Annotated in this window: 14 protein-coding genes; 11 read left to right on the top strand and 3 right to left on the bottom strand. The window is 55.0% G+C overall.

Annotated features, from left to right (window positions below; genetic code table 11):
- Positions 1 to 240 precede the first annotated feature (240 nt).
- The 4 genes from HV242_RS18715 to HV242_RS18700 all read left to right on the top strand — a co-directional run bounded on the left by HV242_RS18715 (position 241) and on the right by HV242_RS18700 (position 5,512).
- Positions 241 to 1,596 carry an MFS transporter gene (locus tag HV242_RS18715; RefSeq protein ID WP_020883799.1) on the top strand — a complete coding sequence of 452 codons (1,356 nt, stop codon included), beginning with the start codon at positions 241 to 243 and terminating at the stop codon, positions 1,594 to 1,596.
- Complete coding sequence (locus tag HV242_RS18710) at positions 1,596 to 2,936, top strand: enolase C-terminal domain-like protein (protein WP_025203355.1); 1,341 nt, start codon at positions 1,596 to 1,598, stop codon at positions 2,934 to 2,936. The genes HV242_RS18715 and HV242_RS18710 overlap by 1 nt, the downstream gene beginning before the upstream one ends.
- 15 nt (positions 2,937 to 2,951) lie before the next feature.
- Positions 2,952 to 4,289: a glucarate dehydratase gene (gene gudD, locus HV242_RS18705; RefSeq protein ID WP_050737234.1), complete on the top strand. Its 1,338-nt coding sequence runs from the start codon at positions 2,952 to 2,954 to the stop codon at positions 4,287 to 4,289.
- Positions 4,290 to 4,366: 77 nt separating this feature from the next.
- The gene (locus HV242_RS18700) at positions 4,367 to 5,512 is read left to right on the top strand and encodes a glycerate kinase (protein ID WP_025203356.1); all 1,146 of its coding nucleotides are present in this window, start codon (positions 4,367 to 4,369) and stop codon (positions 5,510 to 5,512) included.
- Positions 5,513 to 5,558: 46 nt separating this feature from the next.
- Here HV242_RS18700 and barA read toward each other — a convergent pair whose 3' ends face one another.
- The gene (barA, locus tag HV242_RS18695; protein ID WP_050737233.1) at positions 5,559 to 8,318 is read right to left on the bottom strand and encodes a two-component sensor histidine kinase BarA; all 2,760 of its coding nucleotides are present in this window, start codon (positions 8,316 to 8,318) and stop codon (positions 5,559 to 5,561) included.
- A 57-nt stretch (positions 8,319 to 8,375) separates the two neighbouring features.
- Between barA and rlmD the strand changes: the two genes are divergently transcribed.
- The 5 genes from rlmD to eno all read left to right on the top strand — a co-directional run bounded on the left by rlmD (position 8,376) and on the right by eno (position 16,060).
- Positions 8,376 to 9,674 (top strand): 23S rRNA (uracil(1939)-C(5))-methyltransferase RlmD, encoded by a 1,299-nt coding sequence (gene rlmD / locus HV242_RS18690; RefSeq protein WP_050737232.1) that lies wholly within the window; start codon positions 8,376 to 8,378, stop codon positions 9,672 to 9,674.
- 51 nt (positions 9,675 to 9,725) lie between these two features.
- Positions 9,726 to 11,957, top strand: coding sequence for a GTP diphosphokinase (gene relA / locus HV242_RS18685; RefSeq protein WP_014171414.1), 2,232 nt, complete (start codon positions 9,726 to 9,728; stop codon positions 11,955 to 11,957).
- A gap of 69 nt (positions 11,958 to 12,026) precedes the next feature.
- Complete coding sequence (gene mazG, locus HV242_RS18680; RefSeq protein ID WP_032680388.1) at positions 12,027 to 12,818, top strand: nucleoside triphosphate pyrophosphohydrolase; 792 nt, start codon at positions 12,027 to 12,029, stop codon at positions 12,816 to 12,818.
- Between the two features lie 223 nt (positions 12,819 to 13,041).
- Positions 13,042 to 14,679 (top strand): glutamine hydrolyzing CTP synthase, encoded by a 1,638-nt coding sequence (pyrG, locus tag HV242_RS18675; protein ID WP_014171412.1) that lies wholly within the window; start codon positions 13,042 to 13,044, stop codon positions 14,677 to 14,679.
- A gap of 82 nt (positions 14,680 to 14,761) precedes the next feature.
- Positions 14,762 to 16,060 (top strand): phosphopyruvate hydratase, encoded by a 1,299-nt coding sequence (gene eno, locus HV242_RS18670; protein WP_014885045.1) that lies wholly within the window; start codon positions 14,762 to 14,764, stop codon positions 16,058 to 16,060.
- Positions 16,061 to 16,112: 52 nt separating this feature from the next.
- Here eno and HV242_RS18665 read toward each other — a convergent pair whose 3' ends face one another.
- A complete protein-coding gene (locus HV242_RS18665) occupies positions 16,113 to 17,222 on the bottom strand; it encodes an SDR family oxidoreductase (protein WP_044857973.1) in 1,110 nt (369 codons plus the stop codon).
- A gap of 359 nt (positions 17,223 to 17,581) precedes the next feature.
- Positions 17,582 to 18,406 (bottom strand): MurR/RpiR family transcriptional regulator, encoded by an 825-nt coding sequence (locus tag HV242_RS18660; RefSeq protein WP_020883807.1) that lies wholly within the window; start codon positions 18,404 to 18,406, stop codon positions 17,582 to 17,584.
- Between the two features lie 166 nt (positions 18,407 to 18,572).
- Between HV242_RS18660 and HV242_RS18655 the strand changes: the two genes are divergently transcribed.
- Entirely contained in the window at positions 18,573 to 20,132 is a 1,560-nt protein-coding gene (locus tag HV242_RS18655; protein ID WP_020883808.1) for a maltose/glucose-specific PTS transporter subunit IIC, read from the top strand.
- Positions 20,132 to 20,839: an N-acetylmannosamine-6-phosphate 2-epimerase gene (locus tag HV242_RS18650; RefSeq protein WP_050737230.1), complete on the top strand. Its 708-nt coding sequence runs from the start codon at positions 20,132 to 20,134 to the stop codon at positions 20,837 to 20,839. Before HV242_RS18655 ends, HV242_RS18650 begins: the two co-directional genes overlap by 1 nt.
- The last annotated feature ends 39 nt before the right edge of the window (positions 20,840 to 20,878 follow it).

Below are 20,878 nucleotides of genomic sequence, written 5' to 3'. Positions count from 1 at the left end.
CACTGCTTTGGGCTTATGCCCCAAACAACTTCTCATTGACCCCTCAATGTTGTGTTCATGCACGGTGAGGGACAGAGGCACTTCTCCCTATACTTTTCCGGTCAGTCATCAAAAAGGCAGTGCGCACTATAAAACGGCATCAAGCCGTACCAAAACTGCCAAATACTAACCCTCATTCTGGTTACCCTACCGGTGCTGTACAGAATGAACTGGCGAGAGCCTGGATTCAGGAGTGCAACAATGAGTACATTAAGCCACGCGGCGAGCAGCGCTGAGAAGCGCACAAATGCGCGCTACTGGATAGTGGTGATGCTGTTTATCGTCACATCCTTTAACTATGGTGACCGTGCCACGCTGTCGATTGCCGGTTCTGAAATGGCAAAAGACATTGGTCTTGATCCGGTTGGCATGGGCTACGTTTTCTCCGCATTTTCATGGGCCTACGTTATCGGCCAAATTCCTGGCGGCTGGCTGCTTGATCGTTTTGGCTCCAAACGCGTCTATTTCTGGTCCATCTTCATCTGGTCGGCATTTACCCTATTGCAGGGCTTCGTCGATGTGTTCAACGGATTTGGCATCATCGTTGCGCTCTTCACCCTGCGCTTCCTGGTGGGCTTAGCCGAAGCACCTTCCTTCCCCGGTAACAGCCGTATTGTGGCGGCGTGGTTCCCGGCGCAGGAGAGGGGAACGGCGGTAGCAATTTTTAACTCTGCGCAATACTTTGCGACGGTGATCTTTGCCCCCATTATGGGCTGGCTGACGCATGAAGTGGGCTGGTCACATGTCTTCTTCTTTATGGGTGGGCTTGGGATCATCATTAGCTTCGTCTGGCTGAAAGTGATCCACGAACCGAACCAGCATCCCGGCGTGAATAAAAAAGAGCTGGAGTACATTGCTGAAGGCGGGGCGCTGATCAACATGGATCAGAAATCCGCAAAAGCAAAAGTGCCGTTCAGCCAGAAATGGGCGCAGATCAAGCAGCTCGTCGGCTCGCGCATGATGATCGGCATCTATCTGGGCCAGTATTGCATTAACGCCTTAACTTACTTCTTTATCACCTGGTTCCCGGTTTACCTGGTGCAGGCGCGTGGGATGTCGATCCTGAAAGCGGGCTTTGTGGCCTCAGTCCCGGCTATCTGCGGTTTTGTAGGGGGCGTGCTGGGGGGCGTGATTTCCGACTGGCTGATGCGTCGTACAGGCTCTTTGAATATTGCGCGTAAAACGCCGATTGTGCTCGGCATGCTGCTCTCCATGACCATGGTGTTCTGTAACTACGTCAGCGCTGAGTGGATGATTATTGGCTTTATGGCGATGGCCTTCTTCGGTAAAGGGATCGGTGCCCTCGGCTGGGCAGTCATGGCGGATACCGCACCGAAAGAGATCAGCGGCCTGAGCGGTGGACTGTTCAACATGTTTGGCAACATCTCCGGGATTGTGACCCCCATTGCCATCGGCTACATCGTGGGAACCACCGGCTCCTTCAACGGCGCGCTGATTTACGTTGGCGTACACGCGCTGGTGGCGGTCCTGAGCTACCTGGTTCTGGTGGGTGATATCAAGCGCGTGGAACTTAAACCTGTAGTGGAGCGCGGCTGATGACGACTCAATCAAGCCCGGTGATTACCGACATGAAGGTCATACCGGTGGCCGGACAGGACAGTATGCTGCTCAACATCGGTGGCGCACATAACGCCTGGTTTACCCGCAATATCGTGGTGCTGACGGACTCCGCGGGCCACACCGGCGTTGGGGAAGCGCCGGGTGGCGAGGTTATCCACCAGACGCTGGTAGACGCCATTCCGCTGGTCGTCGGGAAAGAGGTAGCTCGCCTCAATAACGTGGTGCAGCGGGTGCACAAGGGCAATCAGTCGGCAGACTTTGACACGTTCGGCAAAGGCGCCTGGACGTTCGAACTGCGCGTCAACGCTGTCGCCGCGCTGGAGGCTGCGCTGCTTGATTTACTGGGTAAGGCGCTGAAGGTCCCGGTCTGCGAACTGCTGGGGCCAGGAAAACAGCGCGACGCGGTGACGGTGCTCGGTTATCTGTTTTACGTTGGCGATCGCAATAAAACCGACCTGCCTTATCTGGCGCATTCCCCTGGCGACCACGAGTGGTATCACCTGCGTCACCAGGAGGCACTTTCCGGTGAGGCGGTGGTTCGGCTGGCGGAAGCCGCGCAGGATCGCTACGGATTTAAAGATTTCAAGCTGAAAGGCGGCGTATTGCCCGGCGAGCAGGAGATTGAAACTGCCCGCGCGCTCAAAAAACGCTTCCCGGATGCGCGCATCACGGTGGATCCGAACGGTGCATGGCTGCTGGATGAGGCCATTGCCTTATGCAAAGGGCTGGACGACGTGTTGACCTACGCGGAGGACCCGTGCGGGGCTGAGCAGGGCTTCTCTGGCCGTGAAGTAATGGCGGAATTCCGGCGTGCCACCGGTCTACCGGTGGCCACTAATATGATCGCCACCAACTGGCGTGAAATGGGCCACGCGGTGATGCTGAACGCGGTCGATATTCCGCTGGCGGACCCGCATTTCTGGACACTCTCAGGTGCCGTTCGCGTCGCACAGCTCTGCGACGACTGGGGACTGACCTGGGGTTGTCACTCCAACAACCATTTCGACATTTCGCTGGCGATGTTTACGCACGTTGGCGCGGCGGCTCCGGGCAACCCGACCGCCATTGATACCCACTGGATTTGGCAGGAGGGAGAAGCCCGCCTGACGAAAGAACCGCTGGTAATCAAAAATGGCAAGATTGCCGTACCAGATGCACCGGGGCTGGGCGTTGAGCTTGACTGGGATCAGGTTCATCACGCACATGAGGCGTATAAAAAACTGCCAGGTGGCGCGCGTAACGACGCGGGGCCGATGCAGTACCTGATCCCCGGCTGGACATTTGATCGTAAGCGCCCTGTTTTTGGACGTCACTGATAAAAGGATTGAACGATGAGTACTTTTACTACCCCTGTAGTCACTTCCATGCAGATCATTCCGGTCGCCGGCCATGACAGCATGTTGATGAACCTGAGCGGAGCGCATGCGCCGTTTTTCACCCGCAATATTGTCATTATCAACGATAACTCCGGGCATACCGGCGTCGGTGAAATCCCCGGTGGTGAGAAGATCCGCAAAACGCTGGAAGAGGCCGCTCCGCTGGTGGTGGGAAAAACGCTGGGCGAATATAAAAATATCCTCAATACCGTGCGAAGCACCTTCGCTGACCGTGATGCCGGCGGTCGTGGCCTGCAAACCTTCGACCTGCGAACCACCATTCACGTGGTCACCGGTATCGAAGCCGCGATGCTGGATCTGCTGGGCCAACACCTGGGCGTTAACGTTGCGTCGCTGCTGGGCGAAGGTCAGCAGCGCAGTGAAGTGGAAATGCTGGGCTATCTGTTCTTCGTTGGCGACCGCACGCTGACGCCGCTGCCGTACCAGAACCAGGCGGATGAAAAATGTGACTGGTACCGACTCCGCCACGAAGACGCGATGACCCCGGATGCGGTGGTGCGCCTGGCGGAAGCCGCGTACGAAAAATATGGCTTTAACGATTTCAAACTGAAGGGCGGCGTGCTTGCGGGTGAACAGGAGGCGGAAGCCATTACCGCACTGGCAAAACGTTTCCCGCAGGCGCGCGTCACGCTCGACCCGAACGGTGCCTGGTCTCTGGATGAAGCTATCCGCATTGGTAAACAACTGAAAGGCGTGCTGGCGTACGCGGAAGATCCGTGCGGGGCTGAGCAGGGCTTCTCGGGCCGTGAAGTGATGGCGGAATTCCGTCGCGCCACCGGTTTACCCACCGCGACCAATATGATTGCCACCGACTGGCGTCAGATGGGGCACACCCTGTCGTTACAGTCTGTCGATATTCCGCTGGCAGACCCCCACTTCTGGACGATGCAGGGGTCGGTGCGTGTGGCACAGATGTGTCATGAATTTGGCCTGACCTGGGGCTCGCACTCCAATAACCACTTTGATGTCTCGCTGGCGATGTTCACCCACGTGGCCGCTGCCGCACCGGGCACGATCACCGCTATCGATACCCACTGGATCTGGCAGGAAGGTAATCAGCGTCTGACCAGAGAGCCATTTGAGATCAAAGGAGGCATGGTGCAGGTGCCAACCACGCCCGGTCTGGGCATTGAGCTGGATATGGATCAGGTGATGAAAGCCCACGAGCTGTATCAGAAATATGGCCTGGGGGCACGCGACGATGCGATGGCCATGCAATATTTGATACCTGACTGGAAATTCGACAATAAACGTCCGTGCATGGTACGATAAACGCATTGGGACCGCTCCCATGAGCGGTCGTTTACGTGGTGTATGCTTAACGTAATGACTATGCGTAAGGATGGCTTATGAAGATTGTTATCGCACCGGATTCGTATAAGGAAAGCCTGAGTGCCCTTGAGGTAGCCACCGCGATTGAGCAGGGTTTTCGCGAGATTTTCCCCGCAGCTGACTTTGTGAAATTGCCGGTCGCCGATGGTGGAGAAGGTACCGTAGAAGCTATGGTGGCGGCGACGCAGGGGCGCATTGTCCATGCCTCTGTCTCAGGCCCGCTGGGTGAGCCTGTGGACGGGTTCTATGGCATCTCCGGTGACGAACAGAGCGCGTTTATTGAAATGGCGGCGGCAAGCGGTCTGGAGCTGGTCGCGCCTTCGCAACGCAATCCCCTTCTTACCACCTCCTGGGGGACCGGCGAGCTTATCCGGCACGCGCTGGATGCGGGCGTTAAGCATATTATTATTGGTATTGGCGGCAGTGCCACCAATGACGGTGGTGCCGGCATGGTGCAGGCGCTGGGGGTAAAGCTGCTGGATACCAACGAGCAGCCCCTTGGACAGGGGGGCGGCGAGCTGGCAAAACTGGCCCGTATCGACCTGAGCGGGCTGGATAACCGTCTGGCGGAGTGCCGGATTGAAGTCGCCTGTGACGTCACTAATCCGCTCACCGGAGACGAAGGGGCATCCGCGGTCTTTGGCCCGCAAAAAGGCGCCACGCCGGAGATGATTGTGACCCTGGATAACGCCCTGGCGCATTACGCGCAGGTCATTGCCCGGGATCTGGATATCGACGTCATCAACCTTGCCGGCGGCGGTGCGGCGGGTGGGATGGGGGCGGCACTCTACGCTTTCTGCGGTGCGCAGCTTCGTCAGGGGATTGAGATTGTCACCGATGCGCTGCATCTGGCAGAGCAGGTGGCTAACGCCGATCTGGTGATTACGGGAGAAGGGCGCATCGACAGTCAGACGATCCACGGCAAAGTGCCGGTGGGCGTCGCGAAGGTGGCTAAACGCTTTAATAAACCGGTCATCGGTATTGCGGGTAGCCTGACGGCGGATGTCGGGGTGGTACATAATCACGGCATCGACGCGGTATTCAGCGTGATTTATACCATCTGTTCGCTGGAGGACGCGCTGGAAAATGCCAGCGACAATGTGCGGATGGCCGCACGCAATATCGCTGCAGTGCTGAAAGTGGGGCAGGCGTTCAGGCTCTGAACGGCGGGCAATCCTGTTTGCCCTCTCCCGGCGGGAGAGGGCAACGCTAGTTACCTAACACCTTCATGGCTTCCCGCGTCACATTATCCATCTCGTCCAGCAGCTCCAGAAATTCCGGTTCAAGCTCTGTTTCCGGCGTGCCCGCGCGAAGCTGTTGCTCCAGCAACTGGCAGAGATTCTTCAGCCGCGGCACACCGCTGTAGCCGCAGCTACCGTGCAGCTTATGAATGGCTTCCAGCAGATCTTCCGGGTTTTCACCCACCAGCTGCTCTTCGACCTTATTACGAATTTCCGGCAGAAACGCGACCAGCATTTGCAGCATGTCGCGGGCCAAATCAGGCTTACCCGCCGCCTGGCGCAGCGCAAGCTGCCAGTCAAAGGTGGCGTTTTGATTGACGCTGATTTCCACCGGTTCGGACGATACCGTGTACGTTCCGCCGATATGCCCCGGCTTATAGCGTAACAGCAGGCTATGCAGCTTCTCTTCGTCGATAGGTTTGGCCAGATAATCATTCATTCCGGCACTCAGCAGCTTCTCTTTCTGACCGGCCATCGCGTGGGCGGTGACCGCAATCACTGGCGTTTGCTGCTGATGCGGGAGCTGACGGATCAGCTCGCAGGCACGAATGCCATCCATGCCGGGCATCTGAATATCCATCAGAATTAAATCGAACTGCATCTGTTTCGCATGCTCAACCGCCTGCGCACCGCTGGCACACAGCTCTACGTGCTGAACCTGATCTTCAAGCAACACGCCAATCAGCTTCAGGTTGGCCGGATTATCATCCACCGCCATTACGCTCATCGGCAATTTTTGCTCATCGTCAATCAGCGGCAGAGCGTGCTGGCTCAGACGACAGTATTCCGTCAGTGCTGGCAGCAGGCGGGTCGCGGTAAGTGGCTTAAGCAGGCAGGCGGCGGCCCCGTCATTTTTTAACTCTTCTGCATTGATCTGGGCATGACACGGCAGGGCCAGCAGCAGGTAGTCGGTCATCGATGCGGCTTTCGCCAGCCGTTCCTGTTGCATGGTGAGCTCGCCGGTAAAGGTGACCGGGACCCCCAACAGCAGGATGTCGTAATGCTCCACGGCAAGCGCTGAGAAGGTAGGGCTGTAGATCACCTCCAGCGGCGTGGTGCTTAAGATATCAAGCGTACACTGCGCCGCTGCGGCGTTCGGCTCAACGTAGGCAAGGCGCATTCCTTTCAGGCAATTGGTTACCGGACCGTCGGTCAGCACGTTCGGGTTAAGGTCCAGATTAATATGGAACCAGAACGTGGAGCCCCGGTTTGGCTGGCTGTGGAAAGAGATATCTCCCCCCATCTCCTTAACCAGTTTCTGTGTGATAACCAGACCCAGCCCCGTGCCGCCATGACGTCTGGAAATACTTGCATCGGCCTGACGAAACGCCTGGAACAGACGGGACTGATCCCGCTCCGGAATACCGATGCCGGTATCGCGGATCTGAACTTCAATCTGAACCTTGTTATTACTGATGGAGCGCTTTTCCACCAGAATATCAATGTTGCCGCTTTCGGTGAATTTGATGGCGTTACCGACAAGGTTTGTAATCACCTGCTGCAGGCGCAGCGGGTCGCCAATGACGTTATCCGGCACGTCATTTTTAATGTTGAGCGTCAGCTCCAGGCCTTTATCGTGCGACGAGTGTGCGAGCAGCGTCACCACTTCATCGAGCGTGCTGCGCAGCGGGAATGGGATGCTCTCCAGGATCAGCTTGCCGGCTTCCAGCTTGGAGAAGTCCAGCACGTCGTTGATGATCGCCAGCAGGTTGTTGGCCGAGCGCTCAATGGTGTGCAGATGATCGCGCTGGGTTGGGTTCAGCTCGCTTTTTAGCGTCAGACGGGTAAAGCCAATCACGCCATTGAGCGGCGTACGCAGCTCGTGGGACATATTCGCGAGGAACTCGGATTTGATACGTGCGGCTTCCTGCGCGCGTTTTTTCGCCAGATCCAGCTCAACGTTCTGAATCTCCATCTGCTCCAGGGTTTCGCGCAGGTCAGAGGTCGCCTGGTCGACGTTGTGCTGCATCTCTTCGTGATACGCTGCCAGCGACATCGCCATCGAGTTAATGCCGTTTTTGAGCATATCGAGCTCGCCCAGCATAAACCCTTCCACCCGGCTGTCGAGCTGGCCCCGGCGAATGCGGTCGACGGTGTTAACCATGTTGCGAATGGGCCCCGTCACGTCACGCATCAGGCGCCAGCCGAAGATAAGTGCTATCCCGATACAGAACAGCATCATAACGCCGGAGATGAAAATTTCTTTGTATTGCTGCAGACGCACCGACTTGAGATCCAGCTCCAGCGCCACATATCCGAGCATATTGTCGCTGGATTTGGCGTCAGACTGGGCGGATTCATCGGGTGAATAGCTTTCCGAAATAATCGGGGTGCGCAGGATCATGATATCGCCGCGGCGCAGCACGGTGAGGTGGCGCGGGAAGGGCGTACCGTCAGGAATTTTCAGGGCCGCTGGATCCAGATGAAAATTCGAGGTGACAAAGAGGCGGTTATGCTCGTCGTAAACGGAGATGGCACGCACGATATCCGAATGACGGCGGTGCAGCACGCTGATTAACTGACCTATCGATTCGCGGTTTTGCAGGTTCATCCCATACTCACTGGAGACGGCCAGCGGTTCGATAATGCTGGCACCGGCATCTTCCAGTTGCCGCTGCAAATCGTTATAGCGGTGCACCACAAAAAAGATACTCAGCAGCAAACCGATGAGAACGGTGGGGGCGAGGATCAAAATCATCATGCGCGCGCGCAGGCTGTAGTTGGTCATGGCGTTCCGTTATGGGACAATTAGGATAATTATGTTTATGTGAGAAAAATCTCGGCGATGGCGCAATTCTACTCTGCAAAGCGACGCGTGACGACGCGTCAGATCATAACTGTTGAAGCCACTGACCTCGATCCCTTTGGCCAGGGGGTTGCGCGTCATAATGGTAAGACACTGTTTATAACAGGTTTACTGCCAACAGAACGAGCAGAAATTACGCTGACGGAAGATAAACGCCAGTTTGCACGCGGGCAGGTTAAGCAGCGTCATAACGATAGCCCGGACCGCGTGAAGCCTCGCTGCCCGCATTTTGGCGTCTGCGGTGGCTGCCAGCAACAGCATGTCAGCACAGAATTACAGCAAAAAAGTAAAAGCAGCGCCCTGGCCCGCCTGCTTAAGCACGACGTCAACGAGATCATCGCCGACCAGCCCTGGGGCTATCGTCGTCGCGCGCGTTTGAGCCTGAGCTATCAGCCAAAAACTGAGCGGCTGGAGATGGGGTTTCGCAAAGCCAGCTCCAGCGATATCGTCGATATCAGGCAGTGCCCCATTTTGGTGCCCCGTCTTGAGGCATTGCTTCCTGACGTGCATGCCTGCCTCTGCGGACTGGACGGCGTTCGCCACCTCGGGCACGTCGAACTGGTCATGGCCAACAATGGCCCGCTAATGGTGCTGCGCCACACCGCGCCGCTGTCGACAAAAGATCGCGAAAAACTGGAACGCTTTTCGCATTCCCACGAGCTGGCGCTTTTCCTTGCCCCCCAAAGCGAGATACTTGAGCAACTGACAGGCGAAGCGCCCTGGTATGCGTCAAACGGGCTACGCTTAACGTTCAGCCCGCGCGATTTCATTCAGGTAAATGATGGCGTCAATCAGCAAATGATTGAGAAAGCGCTGATATGGCTGGATGTGCAGAAGAGCGATCGGGTACTTGACCTGTTCTGCGGAATGGGCAATTTCACGCTGCCTTTGGCCCGGCAGGCGGCAAGCGTTGTGGGTGTCGAAGGCGTTGAGGCGCTGGTGGCTAAAGGGCAGGAGAACGCACGACAGAACGGCTTGCAAAATGTGACATTCTTTCACCAAAATCTTGAGGAAGATGTGACACAGCAGCCGTGGGCGACGCAGGGATTTGACAAGATTCTTCTCGACCCGGCGCGCGCAGGTGCGCCGGGTGTAATGCAACATATAATTAAACTCGCGCCCAGGCGCGTGGTCTATGTTTCCTGTAACCCGGCAACGCTTGCCCGAGACAGTGAGGCATTAATCCGTGCGGGTTACCAGATTCAGCGTCTGGCAATGCTGGACATGTTCCCGCACACTGGGCATCTGGAATCGATGGTGTTGTTTGAGCACATCTAATTAGTTTGGCTTGTCGACTTCGACAGGCCCTGGTCCCTAAAGGAGAGGACAATGGTTGCGGTAAGAAGTGCACATCTTAATAAAGCTGGGGAGTTTGACCCACAAAAATGGATAGCAAGTCTGGGGATTTCCAGCCAGCAGTCGTGTGAACGCTTAACCGAAACCTGGGCCTACTGTCAGCGCACCACTCTGGGGCATCCTGACGCCGAACTGTTATTGTGGCGCGGCGTGGAGATGGTTGAAATCTTATCCATGCTGAACATGGATATCGAAACGCTGCAGGCCGCGCTTTTGTTCCCTCTTGCCGATGCGGATGTCGTCACTGAAGACGTGCTGCGCGACAGCGTCGGGCAATCCGTCGTGGCGTTGATCCACGGCGTACGGGATATGGCGGCAATCCGCCAGCTCAAAGCCGCACATACCGATTCCGTCTCCTCGGAGCAAGTTGATAACGTTCGCCGGATGCTGCTGGCCATGGTGGACGATTTCCGCTGCGTGGTCATCAAGCTCGCTGAACGCGTTGCCCACCTGCGCGAAGTAAAAGATGCGCCGGAAGACGAGCGCGTACTGGCCGCGAAAGAGTGTACGAACATCTATGCACCGCTGGCGAACCGCTTAGGGATTGGTCAACTGAAATGGGAGCTGGAGGATTACTGCTTCCGTTACCTGCACCCGGCAGAATATAAGCGGATTGCAAAACTCCTGCACGAGCGCCGCATTGACCGCGAGCACTATATTGAGGAGTTCGTCAGCGGATTGCGCCAGTCGATGAAAGAAGAGAATGTGCGGGCCGAAGTCTATGGTCGACCCAAGCACATCTACAGCATCTGGCGCAAAATGCAGAAGAAACATCTCGCCTTTGATGAGCTGTTTGACGTGCGCGCCGTGCGCATCGTTGCGGAGCGTCTGCAGGATTGCTACGCCGCGTTAGGGATAGTACATACTCACTTCCGCCATCTGCCGGATGAGTTCGATGACTATGTCGCGAACCCGAAACCTAACGGCTATCAGTCTATTCATACCGTGGTGCTGGGGCCTGGCGGCAAAACGGTCGAGATTCAAATTCGTACCAAACAGATGCACGAGGACGCTGAGCTTGGCGTCGCGGCGCACTGGAAATACAAAGAGGGGACGTCAGGTGGCGTGCGCTCTGGTCATGAAGACCGCATTGCCTGGCTGCGTAAGCTGATTGCGTGGCAGGAAGAGATGGCGGATTCCGGCGAAATGCTGGATGAAGTGCGAAGCCAGGTCTTTGACGACCGGGTCTACGTCTTTACGCCGAAAGGTGACGTGGTCGACCTGCCAGCAGGCTCCACGCCGCTGGACTTTGCCTATCACATCCACAGTGATGTGGGGCACCGCTGTATCGGGGCGAAAATCGGCGGACGTATCGTACCGTTTACCTATCAGTTGCAGATGGGCGACCAGATTGAAATCATCACGCAGAAGCAGCCTAACCCGAGCCGTGACTGGCTTAACCCGAACCTGGGCTATGTCACCACCAGCCGCGGGCGCTCAAAAATTCACGCCTGGTTCCGTAAGCAGGATCGTGACAAGAACATTCTTGCTGGTCGCCAGATCCTCGACGACGAGCTGGAACATATCGGCATAAGCCTGAAAGAGGCCGAGAAATTCCTGCTGCCACGCTACAACTTCAACGAGCTGGATGAATTGCTGGCGGCGATTGGCGGCGGTGATATCCGTCTTAATCAGATGGTGAACTTCCTGCAGGCGCAGTTCAACAAGCCAAGCGCGGCGGAGCAGGATGCGGCGGCGCTGAAGCAGCTGCAGCAGAAAACCTATGCGCCACAACAGCGCAGCAAAGACAATGGCCGCGTTGTGGTGGAAGGGGTGGGTAATCTGATGCACCACATTGCCCGCTGCTGCCAGCCAATCCCGGGTGATGATATCGTTGGCTTTATCACTCAGGGACGCGGGATTTCCATTCACCGTTCAGACTGCGACCAGCTTGCTGAGCTGCAGTCGCATGCACCGGAACGTATTGTGGAAGCGGTCTGGGGCGAGAGCTACTCGGCGGGGTACTCGCTGGTGGTTCGCGTCACCGCAAACGACCGTAGCGGCCTGCTGCGTGATATTACGACCATTCTCGCGAACGAAAAGGTCAACGTGCTGGGCGTGGCCAGCCGCAGCGATACGCGCGAGCAGCTTGCCACCATCGATATGACCATCGAAATCTACAACCTGCAGGTGCTGGGCCGCGTGCTTGGCAAACTGAACCAGGTCCCGGATGTGATTGACGCACGTCGTCTGCACGGCGGGTAAGCCCACCTTTCTGTAAGCCGGGTAAGGCGTAGCCTTTACCCGGCATTTATTTTTAATCAGGACAGAATTATGACCCAAATTGACCGCCTGCTTGGCATCATGAAACGCCTGCGCGATCCGGAAAACGGCTGCCCGTGGGACAAAGAGCAGACTTTCGCCACCATCGCCCCGTACACCCTCGAAGAGACCTATGAAGTGCTGGACGCCATTTCACGCGAGGATTTTGACGACCTGCGTGGCGAACTGGGTGACCTGCTGTTCCAGGTGGTGTTCTATGCGCAAATGGCGCAGGAAGAGGGGCGTTTTAACTTCGACGACATCTGCGCTGCCATCAGCGACAAACTGGAACGCCGTCATCCGCATATCTTTAGCGATGCCACCGCAGGCGATAGCGCGGAAGTGCTGGCGCGCTGGGAACAGATTAAAAGCGCCGAGCGCGCGGAGAAATCCCAGCACTCGGCACTGGATGACATCCCCCTGAACCTGCCTGCGCTGATGCGGGCGCATAAAATTCAGAAACGCTGCTCCGCGGTTGGCTTTGACTGGACGTCTCTTGGCCCGGTGCTGGAAAAAGTGCATGAAGAGATCGACGAAGTGATGCACGAAGCGCAACAGGCCGTGGTAGATGAAGCAAAGCTTGAAGAAGAGATGGGCGATTTGCTGTTCGCGACCGTCAACCTTTCTCGCCATCTGGGTGTAAAAGCGGAAACCGCCCTGCAAAAAGCCAACATTAAGTTCGAACGACGCTTTCGCGAAGTTGAGCGGATTGTGGCCTCGCGCGGCCTGGAAATGAGCGGAATTGACCTCGATGCGATGGAAGAAGTCTGGCAAGAAGTAAAACGCCAGGAAACTGATCTCTAACGAAATTTTGCGATCAAGCGCAATTTGTGTGATTTTTTAAATGACAAGCGCTTGATTTGCGTCAAAAACATTTACCCAAAAGGGGCTATTTTCTCACTCCTTATGTTTGTCATTGGCTGGACAGGAGACGGAGAATGAAAGTTTGTGGCGCTCGCCGTGTTCGGGTATACTACTTTCCCGTCCTGGTTATTCCATCGTTTCACCCTAACTTCTCAGGTTCAGCATGACAACGAACTATATTTTTGTGACCGGCGGGGTCGTATCCTCTCTGGGTAAAGGCATTGCCGCAGCCTCCCTCGCAGCCATTCTTGAAGCCCGTGGCCTCAATGTGACCATGATGAAACTGGATCCGTACATCAACGTCGATCCGGGCACCATGAGTCCAATCCAACACGGGGAAGTGTTCGTTACTGAAGACGGCGCTGAAACCGATCTGGATCTTGGCCACTACGAGCGTTTCATCCGCACTAAAATGACCCGTCGTAACAACTTCACGACAGGCCGTATCTACTCCGACGTTCTGCGTAAAGAGCGCCGTGGTGATTATCTTGGTGCTACCGTTCAGGTTATCCCACACATCACTAACGCTATCAAAGAACGCATTATTGCGGGCGGCGAAGGCCACGACGTGGTGCTGGTTGAAATCGGCGGTACCGTGGGTGATATCGAATCCCTGCCATTCCTGGAAGCGATTCGTCAGCTGGCGGTTGATATTGGCCGTGAAAACGCGCTGTTCATGCACCTGACGCTGGTGCCTTATATGGCAGCCGCAGGTGAAGTGAAAACCAAACCTACTCAGCACTCCGTTAAAGAGTTGCTCTCCATCGGTATTCAGCCAGACATCCTGGTTTGCCGTTCCGATCGCGCGGTTCCGGCGAACGAACGCGCGAAAATTGCATTGTTCTGTAACGTGCCGGAAAAAGCCGTTATTTCAATGAAAGATGTCGATTCCATTTATAAAATCCCGGGCCTGTTGAAATCACAGGGCCTGGACGATTATATTTGTAAACGATTCAGCTTGAACTGTCCGGAAGCTAACCTGTCTGAATGGGAACAGGTTATTTACGAAGAAGCGAATCCGGCTGGCGAAGTGACTATCGGCATGGTTGGCAAGTACATTGAACTGCCAGATGCCTATAAGTCAGTTATCGAAGCGCTGAAACACGGTGGTCTGAAGAACCGCGTCTCCGTTAACATCAAGCTGATTGATTCGCAGGATGTTGAAACGCGTGGCGTTGAAATTCTGAAAGATCTGGATGCAATCCTTATCCCTGGCGGCTTCGGCTACCGTGGTGTAGAAGGCAAGATCGCCACCGCACGCTATGCGCGTGAAAACAATATTCCATACCTCGGTATCTGCCTGGGTATGCAGGTTGCGCTGATCGAATTTGCGCGCAACGTAGCGGGAATGGAAAACGCGAACTCTACGGAATTTGTGCCAGACTGTAAGTACCCTGTCGTGGCGCTTATCACTGAATGGCGCGACGAAGAAGGTAACGTCGAAGTCCGTACCGAGAAGAGCGACCTGGGTGGCACGATGCGTCTTGGCGCACAGGCCTGCCAGCTGTCTGACGATAGCGTCGTTCGCAAGCTGTATGGCGAGCCGGTTATCACCGAACGTCATCGTCACCGCTATGAAGTCAACAACATGTTGTTGAAACAAATTGAAGCTGCGGGTCTGCGTGTTGCGGGCCGCTCCGGGGATGATCAGTTAGTCGAGATCATCGAAGTGCCAAACCATCCGTGGTTTGTCGCCTGCCAGTTCCACCCGGAATTTACTTCAACGCCACGTGACGGGCATCCGCTGTTTGCAGGCTTTGTGAAAGCCGCCAGCGATTACCAGAAGCGTCAGGCGAAGTAAAAAAAGTTAGAACGGCAACGCGTACCCCTGGTACGCGTTGTTTGTCTGGAGTTTTAGTTTAACTTGTACTGAGGAAAATCTAATGTCCAAAATCGTTAAAGTCATCGGTCGTGAAATCATCGACTCCCGTGGTAACCCGACCGTTGAAGCCGAAGTTCACCTGGAAGGTGGTTTCGTCGGTATGGCAGCTGCTCCGTCAGGTGCTTCTACTGGTTCCCGCGAAGCGCTGGAACTGCGCGATGGCGACAAATCCCGTTTCATGGGCAAAGGCGTACTGAAAGCTGTTGGCGCCGTAAACGGCCCTATTGCTCAGGCAATCATTGGCAAAGACGCTAAAGACCAGGCTGGCATCGACAAGATCATGATCGATCTGGACGGTACTGAAAACAAATCTAACTTCGGTGCTAACGCAATCCTGGCCGTTTCCCTGGCGAACGCCAAAGCTGCAGCGGCTGCTAAAGGTATGCCACTGTTCGAACACATCGCTGAACTGAACGGCACTCCAGGCAAATACTCCATGCCTGTACCGATGATGAACATCATCAACGGTGGTGAGCACGCAGACAACAACGTTGATATTCAGGAATTTATGATTCAGCCAGTTGGCGCGAAATCCCTGAAAGAAGCAGTACGTATGGGTTCTGAAGTGTTCCACAACCTGGCTAAAGTTCTGAAAGCTAAAGGGATGAACACTGCTGTTGGTGACGAAGGTGGCTATGCGCCAAACCTGGGTTCTAACGCAGAAGCACTGGCTGTTATCGCTGAAGCGGTTAAAGCAGCAGGCTACGAGCTGGGCAAAGACATCACTCTGGCGATGGACTGTGCAGCGTCTGAATTCTACAAAGACGGTAAATACGTTCTGGCTGGCGAAGGCAACAAAGCGTTCACCTCTGAAGAGTTCACTCACTTCCTGGAAGACCTGACCAAACAGTACCCAATCGTTTCTATCGAAGACGGTCTGGACGAATCTGACTGGGATGGCTTCGCATACCAGACTAAAGTACTGGGCGACAAAATCCAGCTGGTGGGTGACGACCTGTTCGTAACCAACACCAAGATCCTGAAAGAAGGCATCGAGAAAGGCATCGTTAACTCCATCCTGATCAAATTCAACCAGATCGGTTCTCTGACCGAAACGCTGGCTGCGATCAAAATGGCGAAAGACGCTGGCTACACCGCTGTTATCTCTCACCGTTCTGGCGAAACTGAAGACGCTACCATCGCTGACCTGGCTGTTGGTACCGCGGCTGGCCAGATCAAGACCGGTTCTATGAGCCGTTCTGACCGTGTTGCTAAATACAACCAGCTGATTCGTATCGAAGAAGCACTGGGCGAAAAAGCACCATACAACGGTCGTAAAGAGATCAAAGGCCAGGCATAATCGCTAAGCCTTAAAATGAAAATGCCAGTCGCAAGACTGGCATTTTTTTTGGCTATTTAAAATCGACCGCCATTTGTTCCGGAATGGTCAGCCCCTGAGTGGTTTGCACGCAGCGGGCAATATAGTCCGTAAAGCGGGGTGGCTTAGGCATGCCCATGCTAAGCAGCTTATCATTGCTGAAGCGCACGTTGAGTGTGGCAAAAGCACCGTATAAACGCATTGCTTTCAGCATCAGGCGCTCGTTGCACGGCCCAAAAATATCCTTCAGTTCGCGGCGCATTCTGACCAGCGTTTCGTAACTCACCTGAGCGTATCGATCTCCGACAGGGGCTTTCTCCAGCGCCTGCGCCATTGCCTTATCAATATCAGCAAAGCGAACGCTGTTCTCTTCCCCGGCAGAAATATGTACCACTTCCCCTGAACGTGCATCACTGGTAAGCAGCATTAACAGCGCGTCGGCACAATAGTCCACCGGAACGACATCGATTTTGTCTTCCATCGAACACATGAATTTTTGCAGCATTAACCCCATGCTAAAGACCCAGAAAATACTGCTTGAAGGCGTGCAGCCGTGACGGGTATGGCCGACGACGATGGACGGGCGGGCGATGAGCAGCGGCAGATCAGGACAGTGCTGGCGCATCAGCTGTTCAATGGTGGATTTCGAATAGGTATATTCCACCAGATGCTCGGCGTTCTCTCTGAATTCTGCACTTTCGGCGACCAGCGAATCCTGCTCCGGCGTGCAGGACATCGCCGTGCCAACGTGCAGGAAGCGCTGTAGGGTCGACACCCGTTCCATGCGGCGCGCCAGCGCCAGGGTTCCCTCGACGTTCACCTTCCAGATAAGCGGATTGTTGCCAAATGACGCGACGGCCGCGCAGTTAACGACATGCGTCACCTGTTCAAGGCGCGGATCGTTCAGGAAGGCTTCCGGCTGGCTGAGATCGCCAATGAGGATATTCTCCACGCTCAGCGAGGCCAGTGCATGCTCAGGCACGTTGAACTTACGCATATTCTCCTGCACTCGCGCCAGCCCACCTTGCGGGTCGCTGGCGCGCGCAAGCAGAAGTAAATTTACGGCGCTCTCGCCGGTCAGGATTTTTTCAAGTACTGCACCACCCAGAAATCCGGTCACGCCTGTAATCAGTAAGGTTTTCATTGATACCGTCTCATTATGATTGATGAGGCGGATTGTAGGCGGGCGAAAGTAAACGGCGTTTAAATAAAAAAATGGCCAGCCTTACCGTTTCTTAAGCTTATTTTAAGGTAAGGAATTCAGGGGATGAGATTGGACATTGCAGGAGGGAAGAAAATTCAATTTATCAAGATATTTATTTTAACTTACTGATTTGTATATTATAAACGTGCTTCCTGTGTCGTGGGAATATTAAGTCAAAATGTAATTATAAAAATACTTTGTAACATCATTCATTGATGCGGTAAATAATTTAACGGATGCTTAAGTACACTTAAAATAACGAACTCGCAGGCTATTGATATATAGCCTGCGAAGGTTTTTTACAGCAACAGAGGAAGCGTTGCGCTGGCGGTTTGTTGGCTGACCTCGCCGTAATGACCGTCTATTGCAATAAGGGAGTGGGTAAGCAACTCGACCAGCAGCATAACACCCACTTTGGCATTGAGTGCGCCTGCGCTAAGCGGCCCCTCGGGTTTGGCTGCAACCAGTAGCATATCGCTAAGGGACGCCAGCGGGCTACGCGGCGTATTGCTGAGCGCCAGCACGGGGACGCCACGTTTGCGCGCAAGTTTTACGACGTGAAGTAAATCCCGTGTTGAGCCTGAACTGGAGATGGCTACCACCAGCGACGCTTTAGAGAGGGTGGTCGCATTCATGGCTGCACGGTGCATATCGCTGAAGAGCTGCACAGGTTTGCCCAGGCGCAACAGCTTATAATGCAGATACTCGCCGAGGATCGCACTGGCAGCGACCCCATAAATCTGGACTGACTGCGCCTGATGCAGCGCCTGTGCCGCCTTTTCCAGCAGTGCTCTGTCGAGCAGTCTGGCGGTATCCTGCAGAGCCTGTACAGACTCTTCCACTACGCTATCAATTTCATCGCCGGCCTGACGCTCTGGCTGACCCTGCTGAATGTCCAGCGCAAGCGCCATTTTGAATTCCGTGTACCCCTTACAGCCCAGTGTGCGGCAAAGACGCGTCACGCTGGCCTCGCTGGTATGACTTTCGCGCGCCAGCTCAGTGATCGTCAGGTAAAGCACCCGGGCAGGATCGTTGAGGACAAACTCACCCAGTTTTCGTTGCGTTGGGCTGTACCCGGAAGCCTCCTGGCGTAGCTTCAGCAGCAGGTTTTCATGGTCTGACATGCGAGATCCTTAATGCATTCTTCTGTCGACTAGTGTGGCGGAAAGCGGGGGAAAGATGCCAGTCATTTCGAAAAAGTATGATCGTCCTCCTGGTTATTGATGATAATTTTCACTATTAATGATTAATGTGGTAAAAATTTTCATCCATACACGAGGGGATGAAAAAATGATGCAAATGTTCAGTGGGGCTTCTTCTGGCGGATGGTTTGAGAAAGCGCAGCGCTTTGGCAAATCATTTATGTTGCCCATCGCCGTCTTGCCCGCGGCGGGTTTGTTGCTGGGGATTGGAGGCGCGTTATCAAATCCCAATACCCTCACGGCCTACCCGTTTTTAGATGTTGCGTGGCTGCAGGCCATCTTTACCATTATGAGCAGTGCCGGTTCGATTGTGTTCGCCAACCTCTCGGTGCTGTTTGCTGTCGGGGTCGCCGTCGGGCTGGCAAAAAATGATAAAGGAACCGCAGGGCTGGCGGCATTGCTCGCTTTTCTGGTGATGAATGCCACCATCAATGCGCTGCTGATCCTGACCGGAAAACTGGCACTTGAGAACCCGGGTGCCGTAGGGCAGGGAATGACGCTGGGGATCCAGACGCTGGAAACCGGCGTATTTGGTGGCGTCGTCATCGGGCTTGTGACCTGCGCGTTACATCATCGGTTCAATAAAATCGCGCTTCCGCAGTTCCTGGGTTTCTTTGGCGGTTCACGTTTTGTACCGATCGTCAGCTCGCTGGCGGCAATACTTGTCGGGGCATTAATGACCGTCATCTGGCCGCATTTCCAGAAGCTGATCTTCGGTCTGGGCGGGCTTGTGGATGCCACCGGTTATCTGGGAACGATGCTGTACGGTTTCATTTTGCGCATGCTCGGGCCGTTTGGTTTACACCACATCTTCTATCTTCCCTTCTGGACGACCGCGCTTGGCGGCAGCGAGATCGTTAACGGTCAGCTTGTCGAAGGTACACAGCGGATCTTCTTCGCCCAGCTTGCTGACCCGACAACACGCCAGTTTTATGAAGGCACGTCGCGCTTCATGTCCGGACGCTTCATCACGATGATGTTTGGTCTGCTGGGTGCCTGCCTCGCGATGTACCACACGGCAAAGCCGGAGAACAAAAAACGCGTCGCGGGGCTGTTACTTTCGGCGGCATTGACCTCGTTCCTGACGGGGATTACTGAACCTATTGAGTTCTCATTCCTTTTTGTTGCACCGGTGCTGTACGTCATTCACGCCCTGTTTGACGGGCTGGCGTTTATGCTCGCCCATATTTTACACATCACTATCGGGCAAACCTTCTCAGGCGGTTTTATCGACTTCGTGCTGTTCGGCATTCTCCAGGGCGAGGCCAAAACCCACTGGATGTTCGTACCGCTGGTAGGGGTGCCGTGGTTCTTCCTTTATTACTTTACGTTCCGTTATCTGATTAATCGCTTTGATTTTGCCACGCCGGGGCGTGAGAAAGAGGCGATGGCGGATGAAGTGACCTTTTCGCAGAGCGAGCGTGCCGTTGCAGTGATCGCCGGGTTAGGTGGCAAAGACAATCTCGAAGAGGTGGACTGCTGCGCGACGCGTCTTCGCGTCACGGTGAAGGATGGCAGCAAAGTGAATGAATCGGCGCTGAAAGCGACCGGCGCGCGCGGCGTTATCGTCCGCGGCAACGGTGTTCAGGTCATTTATGGGCCGCATGTCACGATTATTAAAAACGAAGTGGAAGAGATCTTATCGTAATGAAAACTGTACTGGATAACCTGAAGGGAAAATTGGTCGTCTCCTGCCAGGCGCTGGAGAATGAACCTCTGCATAGCGCGTTTATTATGTCACGAATGGCGCTGGCCGCCGCGCAGGGTGGGGCGGCAGCGATCCGTGCCAATAGCGTGGTGGATATCGAAGCCATCAAGCAGCAGGTAGCGCTGCCGGTTATCGGCATCATCAAACGCGATTATCCGGATAGTGAGGTGTTTATCACCGCCACGATGAAAGAAGTGGATGAGCTGATGACGGTTTCTCCGGAAATCATTGCCCTGGATGCGACTGCGCGACAGCGCCCTGGCGGCGAAGACCTGGCGACGCTGGTCGCGCATATTCGCACGCGGTACCCGTCGGTATGCCTGATGGCGGATATTTCCTCAACAGAAGAGGCCGTGACGGCGCAGGCGCTGGGTTTTGATTGTGTGGGGACCACGCTTTACGGTTATACGGCAGAAACCGCAGGCCATGCGCTACCGGACAATGACTGCGCGTTTCTGAAAGAGGTGCTGTCTGCCGTCGACATTCCCGTGGTGGCCGAAGGCAACGTCGACATACCTGAGCGGGCGGCGAGGTGCCTGGAACTTGGTGCCTTTATGGTCGTTGTCGGCGGGGCCATCACCCGTCCACAGCAAATTACTGCGCGGTTTATGGCAGCGATTGGCGCTCAAAGCACCGATGGAGCATGACCATCTGACGGGGATCTGCGATACTTATCGTTTATCCCC

The sequence above is a fragment of the Enterobacter sp. RHBSTW-00593 genome (assembly GCF_013784105.1).
Classification (GTDB): domain Bacteria; phylum Pseudomonadota; class Gammaproteobacteria; order Enterobacterales; family Enterobacteriaceae; genus Enterobacter; species Enterobacter ludwigii.
The sequence above is the reverse complement of the archived record's forward strand: the minus strand, read 5'-3'. Positions and strand labels throughout refer to the sequence as shown.